Source organism: Lysobacter niastensis, from assembly GCF_015453285.1.
In the GTDB taxonomy this organism is placed as follows: domain Bacteria; phylum Pseudomonadota; class Gammaproteobacteria; order Xanthomonadales; family Xanthomonadaceae; genus Lysobacter_J; species Lysobacter_J niastensis.
On sequence record NZ_JADLZT010000013.1, the window covers coordinates 64,164 to 79,511 of the forward strand.

The following is a 15,348-nucleotide window of genomic DNA, read 5'->3' on the forward strand; positions in this document are numbered from 1 at the left end:
GTGATCGGGCTGCGCCGCGTCCACCACGTTGCGATCATCTGTTCCGACTACGCGCGCTCGAAGCAGTTCTACACACAGGTACTCGGGCTGCGCGTGCTGGCCGAGGCGTATCGCGAGGCGCGCGACTCGTGGAAGCTCGACCTGGCGTTGCCGGACGGCACGCAGCTGGAGCTGTTCTCGTTTCCGTCGCCGCCGCCGCGGCCGTCGTATCCGGAGGCCTGCGGACTGCGCCATCTCGCCTTCGAAGTGGATGACGTGGCGGCTGCGGCTCAAGCGCTGCAGGGTCAGGGCATCGCGGTCGAGCCGTTGCGCATCGACGAGTACACCGGCAGGCGCTTCACGTTCTTCGCCGACCCGGATGGGCTGCCGATCGAGTTGTACGAAGCGTCCATGTCCCCAGGCATCTAGCCTGTGGTTCGTGCAACCGATCACGCAACCGATATCGCCATGACCTACGAAATCCGCCCCGCGCAGTCTTCCGATCACGCCGCGATTCTGGCGCTGAACCTGGAATCGGAAGCGATGATGAGCCCGCTCGATGCGGCGCGCCTGCGCCAGCTCGACGCGGAGTCGGCCTATCACCGGGTCCTGTGCGAGGACGGACGCGTCGTCGCCTTCCTGCTCGCGTTTCGCGAGGGCGCCGACTACGACAGCCCCAACTACGTCTGGTTCTCGCAGCGCTACGACCGCTTCCTCTACATCGACCGGATCGCCGTCGCCGCTTCGCACCAGGGACGCAAGCTCGGCGCCCGGCTGTACGACGACCTGTTCGCGTTCGCACGCGACCATGGCGTCGATGCGGTCACGTGCGAGTTCTACGTGCAGCCGCCGAACGAGGCCTCACGGCGTTTCCATGCAGGCTTCGGCTTCCACGAAGTAGGCACGCAATGGGTGGCCGATGGGCGCAAGCAGGTGTCGCTGCAGGTGGCGAACGCCTGACCGGGCGCATAGAACAGTAGACACTCGCACGGACGTGGCGGCTGTTACCCGATAGAGTGTGCGCGCCCGAGAGAGAGGGCCGGCGAGGCCGTGCCCCGGCGTCGCCCGACACAACAAACGGGGGAAAACATGTTCAAGTTCGGATGCGTGGCGCTTCTCGCCATGGCATGCAGCGCCGTCGTGCCTGCTGCACACGCCAGGGGTGGCTTCTTCGTCGCGGGCCAGGCTGGCCAGGCGACATACGATGACAGCGGATTTGACGAGGACAGCGCCGATACCCGCGCGCTCAGCCTGGGATATCGCTGGCAGGCCGGTTCCATCGCGCAGGTCGGCGTCGAGGTCGGCGGTGGCCGGGTCGACGAGATCACCCAGGACACGTCCTTCACCGGCTACTACGCGGGCAGCGACAGCTACGGCATGGATACGCGCTACGCGCACGTCGGTGCCAATGCCCGCGTCAGCTTCGGCCAGGACAGCCGTTGGTTCGCCATCGGCCGCATGGGCTACATGGGCTACCAGCAGGACCTGAGCCACAGCTACACCGAGTACCAGGGTGGCCAGTTCCTCTACAGCGGCGAGGACACCTTCAGCGAGGACGGCGGCGGCGCGTATTTCGGAGGCGGCCTGGGCATGGACATCACGCCCAACTTCAACGTCAACGTGATGGTCAACGGATACGCGTACTCAGGCACCGACTATGACGGCAATGTCGATGAGGACACTGCCAGCACCACCACGCTGGGCCTGGAACTTCGCTTCTGAGGCGGCCACGACGGGGCCTGCAGCCGGGGCCCCGTCGGTACACGTGGTGAAGGGAAGGGCGGGCGGCCCATCGATGACATGCCGCCGCCATCGACGCCGGGCTACACTCGCGCCCCACTTCGATACATCCCATTCGCCATGCAGCAACGCACCCTGGCCCTGTCCGTCCTCGCCTGCGCGCTCGCGCTGGGCGCATGCCAGCGCACCGACACCGCGCCGGCCCAGCCGCGCGAAGCGGCCGCGGCCACCGTGCCGGCCAGCGCGCCGAAGCCCGCTTCGCGCGCCGACGACAACCTCAATGCCGTGCTGTGGATGCAGTCCTCGGTCGAATACCGCGCGGCGACGACCACCGTCTATCGCGCCGCTGCCGACCGCCTCGACCGCGCGCTGAAGGAGAAGAACTGGGACGCGCTGGTGCCCGACGAGCGCGGCAATGCCGCCGCCGGCCTGCCGCCGGCGGTGGTCATGGACGTGGACGAAACCGTCCTGGACAACTCGCCCTACCAGGCGCGCCTGGTGCGCGACGGCAAGGAGTTCGACGAGGTCACGTGGGATGCCTGGGTCGCCGAGAAGAAGGCCAAGCCGTTGCCGGGCGTGGTCGATTTCGCCAAGGCTGCGACCGCCAAGGGCGTGACCATCCTCTACTTGTCCAATCGGGCCGAACACCTGCAGGAGGCGACACTGGCCAACCTGCGCGCGGCCGGCATGCCGGTGAAGGACGACAGCGTGTTCCTGGGCCTGGGCACCGTCGTCGACGGTTGCGAGCAGAACGGCAGCGAGAAGAATTGCCGTCGCCGCCTGGCCGGGCAGAAGTACCGCGTGCTGATGCAGTTCGGCGACCAGATCGGCGACTTCGTGCAGGTCGTCGCCAACACGCCGGCCGGCCGCTCGCAGCTGCTGGACGAGTACGGCGACTGGTTCGGCGAGCGTTGGTGGATGCTGCCCAACCCGAGCTACGGCGGCTGGGAGCCGGCGGTGTTCAACAACGACTTCGGCCAGCCGCGTGAGGCGCGCCGCGAAGCCAAGCGCCAGGCGCTGGACGTGGCGCCCTGAGCGGGCTTGGCGCATCGCAGCATATTTGCGTCATTAAAAATCAATAGCTTGCATGATGATTCTTGAGGTGTTGCATTAGGTTGCGGGGGCGGGGTAGTCTGCCCTCGTCCGGCGCGAGCCGGAGCCATGCCACAACTCGAAGTCCTCCGGCTCCGGCCGGATTTTGCTCAGGGAGGCTTCGGCCTCCTTTTTCTTTTGCCGGCTGCGTTGTGTTGTTTGTGCGATTGCCGATACGCGATGGGGTTTGCTTGTCGCCTGTGGCGAGGACCGCCAAGATGCGGTTCAGCGACTGGGGAGCCGCCTCGCCAATGTTCAACCTCCAACGTGCCGGCCTGGGGCGACGCGTCCCGGGCATCGCCGGCGTGGCGCTGCTGTCCGCTTTGATGCTGCTGGGTGGCTGCCGTCGCGAACAGGCGCCGGCGCCCGAAGTCGTGCCCGCGGGACCGGCCGAGGCGGTCATGCAGCTGGTCGGCGACCTGCGCCGGGACGATCTCGACGGGTACGCGCGCCATGCGGTGCCGCCGGCACTGCACACCCGGCTCGAAACCGCGTGGAGCGAAGGCCGCACGCTCTGGCCGCTGACCGAACTTCCACTCGACGACCGCCTGCAGGGATTCATCAACGCGCTCGCCGCACCGGGTGCGGAGAAGCAGCTGGCCAGCACCTTCGACCGCCAGTTCTCCGGGCAGTCGCGCGAGCTGCGCTCGGCCGCGGCGACGCTGGGCCTGTTCGGCGTGCAGTACGTGCAGCGCGAGGGCGACTACAGCGACGACGAGCGCAAGCATTACGCGCAGTTGCTGACCGCGCTGAGCCGCTGGGGCCAGCAGGCGCCGCTGGGCGATGCCGCCCGGGCGCGCAAGGCGATCCCGCAACTGGTCAGCGCCGCGCGCCTGACCGGGCTGGCAGGCGAGCAGGGGTTCCGTCGTGCCGGGATGGATCGAACGCTGCAGCGGCTGGGTCCGTTCTTCCACCGCTTCAAGCAGGTGCTCGAAGGCTACGGGCTCGACCTCGACGCATCCCTGGAAGGCGTGAAGGCCACGGGCGAGGCGCTGACCGGCGACCGTGCCCGCGTGCGCCTGGACTACACGCTGGCGGGGCAACCCATCGAAGCCCACGTCGAGCTCGAACGCCGCGAGGGGCGCTGGTACCTCAGCGACATCCTGCGCCACGCCGAAACCGAAGCAGCGGCGAAGTCCGGCGATCCGGCGCCCTGAGTGCAGGCATCGGCAGGGACCTTGCCAGATCGGCAGAGCCCTTACATCTGACCTTTCGATCTGAACCGGCATAATGGCGGCGATGCCGAAACAGACGCCCCTGCCATTCCCGGACGCCGGTCCGGCCCGTCCCAGCGCGGCCGACCCCGCCGCTGCGGGTCCCGCCGACACCCATGCCGCCGCCGACCCGCGCAACGCCGACGGCGAAGCAGCGGTGATCGACGAGGCCGCACGAGCGGCCGCCGAAGTCGCGGAGCCTGCCGGCGAAATCGCCACGGGCGCCGACACCGTCGAAGCGATCGGACCCGAGCCTGACGAGCCCGAGGCTGTCCGCGTCGAACCCGACCCGGCCCAGGCCGAACTGCCGATGCCGCCCGCCGCGCCGTTGCCGGCTGTGCGCATGCCGCAGGGTCGCCGCCCGTGGTGGGCGCGCCTGCTGGGTTCGATCATGGCGCCGTGGGTGCAGCTCACCATCGAGCCGGAACAGCCGGCCGAACACGCGCCCGAGATCGGCGGCCGTCCGGTCTGCTATGTGCTGGAGGATTACGGCCTCAGCAATGCGCTGATCCTCGAACGCGCCTGCCGCGAAGCCGGCCTGCCGTCGCCGCTGCAGCCGCTGCCGGGCGATCCGCTCGGTCGCAAGCGCGCCTACGTGGCGCTGTCGCGCCGCAACGCCAGCGCGCTGACACCGCTGCAGCCGCTGAACACCGCGCCGACGTCGAAGACCCATTCCGGTTCGCTGGCGCGCCTGCTCGAAGCGCATCGCCGCCAGCCGTCGCTGGACGTGCAGCTCGTGCCGGTGTCGATCTTCGTCGGCCGCGCGCCGGACAAGAGCAGCGGCTGGTTCTCGGTGCTGTTCTCGGAAAACTGGACGCTGGTCGGCCGCTTCCGCCGCCTGCTCGCGATCGCGCTCAACGGCCGCGACACGCTGGTTCGCTTCTCGCCGCCGGTGAGCCTGCGCTCGATCGTCGACGAGGGCCTGCCGTCCGAGCGCACCGTGCGCAAGCTCTCGCGCGTGCTTCGCACGCACTTCCGCCGCATCCGTGCGGCGGTGATCGGTCCCGACCTGTCGACGCGACGCCTGCTGGTCGACCAGGTGCTGGCATCGCCGTCGGTGAAGGAATCCATCGCCGACCAGGCCCGGCGCGACAACTCCAAGCTCGCCGATGCCTGGCGCAAGGCGCATGCCTTCGCCTACGAGATCGCCGCGGACTATTCGCACCCGGTGGTGCGCTCGGCCAGCTTCCTGCTCGCGCCGGTGTGGAACCGCATCTACCGCGGCGTGCTCGTGCACCACCTCGACACGCTCAAGCAGGCCGCACCCGGCCACGAAGTGGTCTATGTGCCCTGCCATCGCAGCCACATGGACTACCTGCTGCTGAGCTATCTGCTGTACTCGCGCGGCATCGTGCCGCCGCACATCGTGGCCGGCATCAACCTCAACCTGCCGGTGGTCGGCACGCTGCTGCGCAAGGGCGGCGCGTTCTTCATCCGCCGCAGCATCCGCGGCAGCGCGCTGTATTCGGCGGTGCTCGGCGAATACGTCGCGCAGCTGGTCGCCGGTGGCTACTCTATCGAGTACTTCGTCGAGGGTGGGCGCTCGCGCACGGGCCGCCTGCTGCCTCCCAAGGGCGGCATGGTGGCGATGACGCTGCGTGCGTTCCTGCGCCAGCCGACGCGTCCGGTGCTGTTCCAGCCCATCTACATCGGCTACGAGAAGCTGATGGAGGGCAACAGCTACCTCGACGAGCTGACGGGCAAGCCGAAGGAGAAGGAATCGATCTGGCAGCTGGTGACCGGCATCCCCAAGGTGCTGCGCAGCAACTACGGCCAGGTCGTGGTGAACTTCGGTGAACCGATCCGCCTCAACGACGTGCTGGCCGAACACGCGCCGGACTGGAACGGCCGTCCGCTTGGCGACGAGGAAAAGCCGGCGTGGCTGTCCGATACCGTCGATGCGCTCGCCGAGCGCATCCAGGTCAACGTCAACCGCGCCGCCGACGTCAATCCGATCAACCTGCTGGCGCTGGCGCTGCTGTCCACGCCCAAGCACGCGATGGGCGAGGCTGACCTGCTGGCGCAGATCGCGCTGAGCAAGAAGCTTCTGGCCGAACTGCCGTACTCCGATCGCGTCACCGTGACGCCGCATTCGCCGCAGGAGATCGTCGCCCACGGCGAGGAGATCGGCACGCTGACGCGCATCGCGCATCCGCTCGGCGACGTGATCGGCGTCAGTGGCGACAACGCGGTGCTGCTGAGCTACTTCCGCAACAACGTGCTGCACCTGTTCACCGCGGCGTCGTGGATCGCCTGCTGCTTCCAGAACAACCGCCGCATGAGCCTCAACGGCGTGCTGCGCCTGGGCCGCAACGTCTATCCGTTCCTGCAGGCGGAACTGTTCCTGCCGTGGAGCGAGGAAGAGTTCGCCGAGCGCCTGTCGCGCACGGTCGAGGTGTTCATCCGCGAAGGCCTGCTGGAGAAGGTCACCGAGGAGGAAGGCGGCATCCTGGCGCGCAATGCCGGACAGACCGACGAGGTATTCCGCCTTCGCGCGATCGGCCATTCGCTGCAGCAGGCGTTCGAGCGCTACTACATCGCCATTTCGGTGCTGGTGAAAAACGGTCCCGGCACGCTCGGCGCGGGCGAACTGGAAAGCCTGTGCCAGCTGGCCGCGCAGCGCCTGTCGCTGCTGTACGCACCGGCCGCGCCAGAGTTCTTCGACAAGACGCTGTTCCGCGGCTTCATTCAGAAGCTGCGCGAGATGCGCCTGGTCTGGCTGGACGAGAACAGCAAGCTGGCGTTCGACTCGCGCCTGGATGCCTGGGCCAAGGACGCCAAGGTCATCCTCGGCCGCGAACTGCGCCACACGATCGAGAAGATCAGCCCGGAATCGAACAAGCCGGCGCCGGCCGCCGGATAGAGTTCCCGCGGCAGCAGGCCATCGGTGTCATTACGGCCCGCTCCGGCGGGCCGTCGCTCTATGACGTCGCCGGTGCCAGCAGGCGCGACATGGCCTCGCCGTACCATCGCGCCGCGCGCTGCGCCCCGATTGACAACGCGGCGGCCGAGTAGGCGTTGAGCAGGGCCTTGCGCTGTTCCCGCACGCCCTCGTCAACCGGCTCCAGGCGTTTCGCCAGGTAGCGGCTCCGGTCCGGCCCCGCAAAAGGCAATGAGCGGATGGCGCCGAGCAAGGGCCGCATCGCTCCCTCGCTCAGGTGGCCGTGCAACAGCGCGGTTCCGACCGCTTCGCCCGCGCGCTGCGAACCGCAGGTCGATTCGATGAATGCGCGCCACTGATCCAGCGGCAACGCGGACACGGAGGCTGCGTCGCCCATCGCCTGCACATCCAGTGCGGCAGCCGCAGCCTGTCCCCGCAAATGGCCGGACCATCCCAGCGCGCAAGCCTGCAGGTCAGGCTGCGTTCCGTGCCACCGGGCCGCCGCATCCATCGTCAGTGCGCCGATCCGGCACAAGGCCGACTCCATGGCGAGCCAGTTCCGGTAACGGTCGCCATCCAGCCGGCCATCGCCGATCGCGCGCGACAACGCTTCGGCAACGTCGATCTGCGCCAGCCCGGCGACGTCCTGCCAGCGCTGACGCGGTTCTGGTCGTTCGGACATCGGCGCCACGTCTGGAACTCCCCTGTGTGAAATGCCCGGTCCGGCCCCCTGCCGTCCATGGCAGGCCGGTCATGGTCCCCGGCACGCCGGCCAGGACCGGATCCGGGCTGCAGGGAGACTAGGAGGAGAGTCCGTCGGGGTCTTTCCGCATCTCGGAAAAGTTCTGAAAAATTGTGATCGCGCGGCTTGTGCTGAATCGGCAGGCGCCGATTAAGATCGTTGATGCCGATCGCGTTTTCGACCGGATCGGGTGGCGCTGTGGGGGGCGCTTGAATGGACAGACCTTTCGATGCCGGCACGCGTGCCGGCCTGTGGCGCTTCGCGGGTGCGGAACTGCACGATGCCGACAGCCGTCTGCGCGTCGAGGGCCGTGATCAGGTGCTGGACCGGAGCAGCCATGAAATCCTGCGCTATCTCCTCGATCGCGCAGGCGAGGTCGTCACCAAGGATGAGTTGCTGGAGGCGGGCTGGCCGGGCCGCGTCGTTTCGGAGAACTCGCTGGCAAAGGCTGTGAGCCGCCTGCGCCTGGCGCTGGGCGAGCAGGGCGGCGCGATTCGCGCGGTGCACGGCTATGGATACCGGCTGGTGGCGGCGGTGGATTTCCAGGCGCTGCCGGAGGCTTCGGCCACGATCGTGAGCGAGTCTCCCGTGTTGGCGCCATTGCGGGAAGGCGACCCGCTCCCGCTGCGTACCGGCTGGCGCATCGGTCCCCGCCTCGGCGAAGGCAGCACCGGTGTCATCCATCTGGCGCAGACGGAGCAGGGCGAGGCGCGCGCCATCAAGTTCGCCACCGGCGAAGGCGGGTTGCGCGGCCTCAAGCGCGAGATCGCATTGACCCGCTACATCCGCGAAGTGAAGCCGGACCTGGAGGACGTGGCCCAGGTCATCGACTGGAACCTCAGCCAGCCGCCGTTCTTCCTCGAACTGCCGCACTTTCCCGATGGTCATCTCGGGCAATGGGCCGGCGCGCGTGGCGGCCTGGCCACGCTGGACCTGCAGGCGAGGATCGGCCTGTGCACACGCTTGTGCGAAGCGGTGGCGGGCCTTCACGAGATCGGCATCATCCACAAGGACCTGAAGCCGGAGAATCTCTATCCGGTCTGCGATGGGGAGGGCCAGTGGCGCATCGTCCTGGCCGACCTCGGCGCGGGTGGCGCGTTGTCCTCGCCACGGCTCTCCGAGCTCGGCCTGACCTTCAGCATCGCCGCCGATACCGCAACTTCCCCGCGTGCCGGCAGCCTGCTGTACCTGGCGCCGGAGGTGATTGCCGGCGAGGCGCCCACGCAGCGCAGCGATGTCTTCGCGCTGGGGGTGCTGCTCTACCAGCTCGTGGTCGGCGACCTGCGCCGCTCGCTGGCGCCCGGCTGGGAGGCCGATGTCGACGACGAACTGTTGCGCGAGGACATCGCGCTGGCCGCTGCCTCCAACCCCCTGCGCCGCGACATCGATGCGCGCACGCTCGCGCAACGCCTGCACACGCTGGCAGCACGCCACGAGCAGCTTGAGCACGAGCGCAGCCACGCCCTGGCGGTGCAACAGCAGGCCCGGCAGCTGGCAGCGCTGAAGCAGAAGCGGCGCTGGCTGCTCGCCGGCATGGGAGTGCTCACGGCCTTCCTGGCGCTGTCGCTGTGGCAGCAGGTCCGGGTGCAGAACGCGCGCGACGCCGCCGAAGCCGCCAGTCGCGTCGCCCACGAGAACGCCGCGATTGCGGATGCCGTCAACCGCTTCTTCAACCAGGACGTGCTCGGCTCCGCTTCGCCGTACGCCCAGGACGGAAACCACGAGCCGACGATCCGCGAAGCCGTCGACCACGCGGTCATGCGAATCGACGAACGCCTGCGCGACCAGCCCGTGGTCGAAGCCAGCGTGCGCATGACCATCGGGCAGGTGTACGGCGAAATGATGCAGATCGCCAAGGCGATCGAGCAGGAACGCCGCGCCGTGACTCTGTACGAAAAGCACCTGGGACTGGATGATCCGCGCACCCAGCAGGGGCGTTACCGGTTGGCGACCGATCTCACCGACGACTCGCGCTTCGATGAAGCCAGGCGGATCATCGACACGACCGATGCTTGGCGAAGGAAGACCGGCGGGGCCGACGTCGAAACCACGCTGTTGTCGCACCGGGCCAGCTGCTATTGGCACATCCGGCGCGAGGAATACGCCGCCGGCCAGTCGGCCTGCGAGGGAGCGATCGCATCGCAGCTGGCCTTGAACGCGGACGACCGCAACGCCCTGGTCAAGGCGCGCGCGAACCTCGCCGTGCTGCACAGCCGCGACGGCCGCTTCGCGCAGGCGGAGGAACAGTTCGTGGAGATCGAGAAGGATTTCCGCGCACTCGGCGACCAGGACAGCCCCACGCGGCTGCGCTTCTCGTACCTGCATGGGATGAACCTGCTGGAACTCGCGCGTTACGCCGAGGCGGCGCAGACGCTCGGCGCCGCATATCGCGGATCGGTCGCGGCGCTCGGCGCCGACAATCCCCACACGCTGGAAATCCAGATGGGCCTGGCGAGGCTGCACGTGATGCGTGCCCACCATGCGCAGGCGGTGCCGCTGCTGCAGCACGCCTACGCTGCCTATGCCCGCCAGTTCGGCGAGGACAGTCATTACACCCTGGATGCGCGCAACGCACTGCAGGCTGCCCTGTGCGGGGCGAACAGCGGCAAGGCAGGGCAGGGGCCGGCCGCCTGCCGCTGAGGAAGGCTTCAACGGCCGGCGCCGTCGGGGACGTGCCCTAGGCCGGTTCGTCCGGGATCAGCGCGCTTTCCAGACGGGCGATGCAGTCCTTCAGCCACAGCCTGCGCTTCTTCAGGCGCTTGATCGTCAGTTCGTCGCTGTTGCCGGCCTGGACCATCAGGTCGATGGCGGCATCGAGATCGCGGTGCTCCAGGCGGAGCTCGGCAAGCTGGCGTGCTATCACGGCGGGATCGTCGCTGTCGATCATGGAATGCAGCTTAACGCGCGCCGCCTTCAGCGTCATGGCGGCCGCGGCCGTTAGAATGGCGGTCCGATGAGCACCGCCCCGATGAGCACCGCACTTCCCCATATCCTGCCGCTGGCCGAACCCCGGCCCCACGTGCGCGCCGGCCAGCGCCAGGCACACGAGGCCAACAAGCTCGCCAAGCGCCTGCGCCACCAGGTGGGCCGCGCGATCGCCGACTTCGGCATGATCGAGGACGGCGACAAGGTCATGGTCTGCCTGTCCGGCGGCAAGGACAGCTACACGATGCTCGACATCCTCGTGCAGCTGCAGAAGAAGGCGCCGGTGAAGTTCGAGCTGGTGGCGGTCAACCTCGACCAGAAGCAGCCGGACTTCCCCGAACACGTCCTGCCGGCTTACCTCGAGTCGATCAGCGTGCCGTACAAGATCCTCGAGCAGGACACCTACTCGGTGGTCACGCGCGTGGTGCCGGAAGGCAAGACCATGTGCTCGTTGTGCTCGCGCCTGCGTCGCGGCGCGCTGTATGCGTACGCGGCCGAGCAGGGCTTCACCAAGATCGCGCTCGGCCACCATCGCGACGACCTCGTCGCGACGTTCTTCCTGAACCTGTTCTTCCACGCCAAGCTCGCGGGCATGCCGCCCAAGCTGCTGTCCGATGACGGCCGGCACGTGGTGATCCGCCCGCTCGCGTACGTGCGCGAGGACGACATCAGCGCGTACGCGCAGGTGAAGCAGTTCCCCATCATCCCCTGCAACCTGTGCGGCTCGCAGGAGAACCTGCAGCGCAAGCAGGTCAAGAAGATGATGGACGCCTGGGAGCAGGAGTCTCCCGGCCGCATCGAGACGATCGCGCGCGCGCTGGGCGACATCCGTCCGTCGCAGCTGAGCGATCCGAAGCTGTTCGATTTCCTCGCGCTCGGCCGCAACGGGGATGCTACGCCGCTGCCCGATGCGCATGCGTGGCTGTCGGGCGAGCCGCATGCGGCGGACGACGCGCAGGACTGACCATGACCCATTCCGCCGTCATTGATTCCCGCTTTCGCGGGAATGACGAGCCACACACCATTTGCAGGACTTCTTGATGTTCTTTCGCAACCTGACGCTGTTCCGCTTCCCCACCACCACCAAGCTCGAAGACCTCGACTCCGGCCTGGACGAATGCCAGCTCAAGCCGGTCGGCCCGCTGGAGCTGTCCAGCCGCGGCTTCATTTCGCCGTTCGGGCGCGATGCCGAAACGATGTCGCACAACCGCGGCGATGCCACCTGGCTGGCCGTCGGCGGCGAGGACAAGATCCTGCCCGGTTCGGTCGTCAACGACATGCTGGCCAAGAAGCTGGCCGAGATCGAGCAGAAGGAAGGACGCAAGCCGGGCGGCCGCACGCGCAAGCGCATCAAGGACGAGCTGGTCACCGACCTGCTGCCGCGCGCGTTCGTGAAGCCCAGCCGCACCGACGCGCTGATCGACCTGGGTCACGGCGTGGTCGCGGTCGATACCTCCAGCCGCAAGACCGGCGAGAACGTGGTCAGCGAGATCCGCCGCGCGCTGGGCAGCTTTCCCGCGTTGCCGCTGAACGCCGAAGTCGCGCCGCGCTCGATCCTGACCGGCTGGGTCGCCGGCGAGCCGCTGCCGGAAGGCCTGTCGCTGGGCGATGAATGCGAGCTGCGCGATCCGATCGACCAGGGTGCCGTGGTCAAGGTGCAGCGCATGGAGCTGCAGAGCGACGAGATCACCAAGCACCTGGAATCGGGCAAGCAGGTCACGCGCCTGGCGCTCAACCTCGACGATCACGTGTCCTTCGTTCTTGGCGAAGATCTGGTGGTGCGCAAGTTCAAGCTGCTCGATGGCGCCGTCGACGAGCTCGAATCGACCGAGCGCGACGACCTGCGCGCCGAGCTCGATGCACGTTTCGTGCTGATGGCGGGCGAGTTCAAGCGCCTGTTCACTGTTCTGGAAGGCGCACTGAAGCTGTCCAAGGCCGAGGCCTGACACGTTCCACGCGCATCGTCCGCACGCGCTGTCATGTTCGGCGCGGACGATGCGCCACGTCGCAACCACCGCGCGACGATCTGCACGTATGATGCCCCTGTCCCCCATGGATGGGTTCGAGCCGCGTTCGTTCCCCCACCGAGCCGCCCGTCCATGCCTTCCCTGTTCCGCCTGCTGGCGCCCAAGCCACGCGCGATCGAGCGTGAGTCGCTCGATCTCGAATTGCCCGACGGGCGTGTCATCGCATTGCAACGCGTGCGCGATCCGCGCGCACGCCGGCTGAAACTGTCGGTAGACGAGCGCGGCGCACGCCTGACGATGCCGCTGCGCGCGAGTCTCGCGACCGGCGAGCGCTTCCTGGCCGAACACGGCGACTGGCTGACCGCGCAGCTCGCGCGCTTCCAGCTCGACGGCGTGCCAGCGCTCGAACGCGGCGTGAGCACGCAGTTGCCATTGCGTGGGGAAACGCACCCGCTGCGTTGGCAGGAAGGCCGATTCGCGCGCTTGCAGCAGGAAGGCGACGAACTGGTCTTCACGCTGCCGGCCAAGGCGGCCGACAGCACGACCCGTCGCGTCGTGCGCGACTTCTACGAGGCGCAGGCGCGCGCCGACGTCGGCCGCTGGCTGCCGCGCTTCCTGCCTGAGCTCCCGCGTGCGCCGCGCCGTGTGACGTTCAAGATGATGTCATCGCAATGGGGCTCGCTGGCGCCGGACGGCTCGATGGCGCTGGACCTGTCGCTCGTACTGGCGCGTCCCGGCGCGTTCGAGTACGTGGTGGTGCACGAACTCTGCCACCTGATCCGCGCCGATCATTCGCGTGCGTTCTGGCGCGAAGTCGAACTGCGATTCCCGCACTGGCGCGAGGAGCGCGATTACTTCCACGCGCAGGGCCGCCGGTTGAAGGCGACGATGCGCGCGCTGTGCGGGAAGGCCTCGGGCTGACGCGATCAGGCGACGAAGAAGTCGCCGATGGCCGCGGCGATCACGTCCGGCTCTTCCATGTGCAGGTGGTGCCCGCCCGGCAACACGATCAGCTCGCCGCGCGGCAACAGGCCGGCGCGCTCGCGCCGCAGGGGATCGGGAAGGTAGGGCTGCGCGGGATCGGCGAAGATCACCCGCGTCGGGCATTCGATCCCGGCCACCAGGTCGCGGACCTGTGGTTCGGTCATGCGCTGCATGGACGGCAGCGTCAGGCGCGGATCGCTGGACCAGACGAAGCCGCCTTCGACCGGTGCCACGCCGCGTTCGACCAGCATGCGCGCCGCCGCTTCGCCAAGGCGGCTGCCGACCTGCAGACCGGCCGCCATGCGCGCGCGCACCGCGAGCGCGGTATCGGGAAACACGCGCAGCGACTTGCCGGGCAGGGCACGCGTCGCTGCTATCGCCTCGCGCAGTCGCTTCACGGTGCGCTCGGGCACTTCGGCCAGCGCGCCGAGCGCCTCGATCGCGACCAGCCGATCGATGCGCTCCGGGCAGGCCGCGGCGACGAGGCTGGAAATGCCCGCGCCCATCGAATGGCCAAGCAGCGAGAAACGGTCCCAGCCCAGCGCATCGGCGATGTCGAGCACGCTGTTGACCGCGGCGGCGAATGAATAGTCGGCGCCGGGCGGCAGGTGCGCGCTGGCGCCGTGTCCCGGCAGGTCGGGCGCGACCAGTTCGATGCCATGAAGGTGCTGCGCAAGCGGGATGAAGCTGGCAGCATTGTCGAGCCAGCCGTGCAGGGCCAGTACGCGCGGTCCCCCGCTTGCCGAACGCAGTCCCGTGATGCGGCCGACGCTCGTGTCGATCGCGAACTCGCTCAAGCCGCGCGCGGGCATCAGCGCCAGTCCTCGAGCGCGCGGCGAGCGATCGCGGCCAGCGCTTGCGCGTGCGCGGGGCTGTCGTTGAGGCAGGGGATGTAGTTCAGCGTGCCGCCGTGCGTGGCGAACTCCTCGGCAAGCATCATCGCCACTTCCTCCAGCGTCTCGATGCAGTCGACCGCGAAGCCCGGTGCGACCACGTCGACCTGGCGGATGCCGCGTGCGGCCAGCGATTGCAGCGTGGCCGACGTGGACGGCTCCAGCCACCGTTCGCGGCCGAACCGCGACTGGTAGCTCAGGCCCCAGGCGTCGTCCGCCAGCCCGAGCCGCTGCGCGATCGCGCGCGCTCCCGCTTCGCACTGGCGTGCATAGGGATCGCCGGCGTCGATGAAGCGTTGCGGCAGTCCGTGGAACGAGAACAGCAGGAACCCGCCGTCGCGCCCGGCCCGATTGGCAAGGATCGATGCGGCGACCGCGTCGATCCAGCCGGCGTCGACGTGGTAGTCCTCGACCATCCGAGTCTGCACGCCGCCGGCTCGTTTCAGCACGTCGCCGACGGACGCCGTGGTCGAGGTGGAGTACTGCGGATACAGCGGCAGCGCCAGCACGCGGCGCACGCCCTCGTCGCGCAGGCGGTCGATGACGCCGGCCAGCTTCGGCTGGCCATAGCGCATCGCATCGACGACGCGCAGGTCCGGCATCTCGCGCTGCACGGCGGCGGCCAGGCGACGCGTATGTACGGCCAGCGGCGAGCCGCCTTCTGCGCCTGGCACCCAGATGCTCGCGTATTTCTTTGCCACCACCGGCGAGCGCAGCGGCAGGATCACGAAGTGGAGCAGCGGACACCACAGCCAGCGGGTGAGGTCGACGACGCGGCGGTCGTGCAGGAACTCGCTGAGGTAACGGCGCACGGCGCGCGGCGTGGGCGCCTCGGGCGTGCCGAGATTGACCAGTACGAGGACGGTGTCGTTCCGGGATGGGATGCTGGCGGGGGCTGGCATCGACATAGGATAGCGATGCGCGGCCCGCG

The 15,348-nt window shown here is 68.4% G+C and carries 13 protein-coding genes and 1 pseudogene; 10 read left to right on the forward strand and 4 right to left on the reverse strand.

The features are described from left to right. From gloA2 to plsB, 6 genes are all read left to right on the forward strand, one after another. Complete coding sequence (gene gloA2, locus IU514_RS18620; protein WP_324187869.1) at positions 1-408, forward strand: SMU1112c/YaeR family gloxylase I-like metalloprotein; 408 nt, start codon at positions 1-3, stop codon at positions 406-408. Positions 409-447: 39 nt separating this feature from the next. Further along, positions 448-939, forward strand: coding sequence for a GNAT family N-acetyltransferase (locus IU514_RS18625; RefSeq protein ID WP_194932652.1), 492 nt, complete (start codon positions 448-450; stop codon positions 937-939). A 129-nt stretch (positions 940-1,068) separates the two neighbouring features. Further along, entirely contained in the window at positions 1,069-1,701 is a 633-nt protein-coding gene (locus tag IU514_RS18630; protein WP_194932653.1) for an outer membrane beta-barrel protein, read from the forward strand. A gap of 138 nt (positions 1,702-1,839) precedes the next feature. Beyond that, positions 1,840-2,754 carry a 5'-nucleotidase, lipoprotein e(P4) family gene (locus IU514_RS18635; RefSeq protein WP_194932654.1) on the forward strand — a complete coding sequence of 305 codons (915 nt, stop codon included), beginning with the start codon at positions 1,840-1,842 and terminating at the stop codon, positions 2,752-2,754. A gap of 308 nt (positions 2,755-3,062) precedes the next feature. Next, complete coding sequence (locus IU514_RS18640) at positions 3,063-3,968, forward strand: hypothetical protein (protein ID WP_194932655.1); 906 nt, start codon at positions 3,063-3,065, stop codon at positions 3,966-3,968. A gap of 73 nt (positions 3,969-4,041) precedes the next feature. Beyond that, complete coding sequence (plsB, locus tag IU514_RS18645) at positions 4,042-6,888, forward strand: glycerol-3-phosphate 1-O-acyltransferase PlsB (protein WP_324187870.1); 2,847 nt, start codon at positions 4,042-4,044, stop codon at positions 6,886-6,888. A 58-nt stretch (positions 6,889-6,946) separates the two neighbouring features. Here the strand turns inward: plsB and IU514_RS18650 are convergent, their stop codons facing one another. Next, entirely contained in the window at positions 6,947-7,597 is a 651-nt protein-coding gene (locus IU514_RS18650; RefSeq protein ID WP_194932656.1) for a hypothetical protein, read from the reverse strand. Positions 7,598-7,861: 264 nt separating this feature from the next. On the opposite strand from IU514_RS18650, the gene IU514_RS18655 reads away from it, so the two are divergent. Then, entirely contained in the window at positions 7,862-10,288 is a 2,427-nt protein-coding gene (locus tag IU514_RS18655) for a protein kinase domain-containing protein (RefSeq protein WP_194932657.1), read from the forward strand. A 37-nt stretch (positions 10,289-10,325) separates the two neighbouring features. Here IU514_RS18655 and IU514_RS18660 read toward each other — a convergent pair whose 3' ends face one another. Next, entirely contained in the window at positions 10,326-10,532 is a 207-nt protein-coding gene (locus tag IU514_RS18660) for a YdcH family protein (protein WP_324187871.1), read from the reverse strand. 84 nt (positions 10,533-10,616) lie between these two features. On the opposite strand from IU514_RS18660, the gene ttcA reads away from it, so the two are divergent. The 3 genes and pseudogenes from ttcA to IU514_RS18675 all read left to right on the forward strand — a co-directional run. After that, a complete protein-coding gene (gene ttcA, locus IU514_RS18665; RefSeq protein WP_194932659.1) occupies positions 10,617-11,537 on the forward strand; it encodes a tRNA 2-thiocytidine(32) synthetase TtcA in 921 nt (306 codons plus the stop codon). Between the two features lie 76 nt (positions 11,538-11,613). After that, a complete protein-coding gene (locus IU514_RS18670) occupies positions 11,614-12,519 on the forward strand; it encodes a recombination-associated protein RdgC (protein ID WP_194932660.1) in 906 nt (301 codons plus the stop codon). A gap of 228 nt (positions 12,520-12,747) precedes the next feature. Further along, positions 12,748-13,461, forward strand: a pseudogene (locus tag IU514_RS18675) (M48 family metallopeptidase); the annotation flags it as partial. Positions 13,462-13,466: 5 nt separating this feature from the next. Here IU514_RS18675 and IU514_RS18680 read toward each other — a convergent pair. Then, positions 13,467-14,336, reverse strand: a complete 870-nt coding sequence (locus IU514_RS18680; RefSeq protein WP_194932662.1) for an alpha/beta fold hydrolase — start codon at positions 14,334-14,336, stop codon at positions 13,467-13,469. After that, entirely contained in the window at positions 14,336-15,325 is a 990-nt protein-coding gene (gene hemH / locus IU514_RS18685) for a ferrochelatase (protein WP_228760865.1), read from the reverse strand. Before hemH ends, IU514_RS18680 begins: the two co-directional genes overlap by 1 nt. Positions 15,326-15,348 lie beyond the last annotated feature (23 nt).

Excerpts from the sequence above, each read along its gene's own strand:
- ttcA (WP_194932659.1), top strand. The coding sequence starts at position 10,617 with ATGAGCACCGCACTTCCCCATATCCTGCCGCTGGCCGAACCCCGGCCC.
- IU514_RS18640 (WP_194932655.1), top strand. The coding sequence starts at position 3,063 with ATGTTCAACCTCCAACGTGCCGGCCTGGGGCGACGCGTCCCGGGCATC.
- IU514_RS18655 (WP_194932657.1), top strand. The coding sequence starts at position 7,862 with ATGGACAGACCTTTCGATGCCGGCACGCGTGCCGGCCTGTGGCGCTTC.
- IU514_RS18630 (WP_194932653.1), top strand. The coding sequence starts at position 1,069 with ATGTTCAAGTTCGGATGCGTGGCGCTTCTCGCCATGGCATGCAGCGCC.
- IU514_RS18625 (WP_194932652.1), top strand. The coding sequence starts at position 448 with ATGACCTACGAAATCCGCCCCGCGCAGTCTTCCGATCACGCCGCGATT.
- IU514_RS18680 (WP_194932662.1), bottom strand. The coding sequence starts at position 14,336 with ATGCCCGCGCGCGGCTTGAGCGAGTTCGCGATCGACACGAGCGTCGGC.
- hemH (WP_228760865.1), bottom strand. The coding sequence starts at position 15,325 with ATGTCGATGCCAGCCCCCGCCAGCATCCCATCCCGGAACGACACCGTC.
- plsB (WP_324187870.1), top strand. The coding sequence starts at position 4,042 with ATGGCGGCGATGCCGAAACAGACGCCCCTGCCATTCCCGGACGCCGGT.
- IU514_RS18670 (WP_194932660.1), top strand. The coding sequence starts at position 11,614 with ATGTTCTTTCGCAACCTGACGCTGTTCCGCTTCCCCACCACCACCAAG.
- IU514_RS18635 (WP_194932654.1), top strand. The coding sequence starts at position 1,840 with ATGCAGCAACGCACCCTGGCCCTGTCCGTCCTCGCCTGCGCGCTCGCG.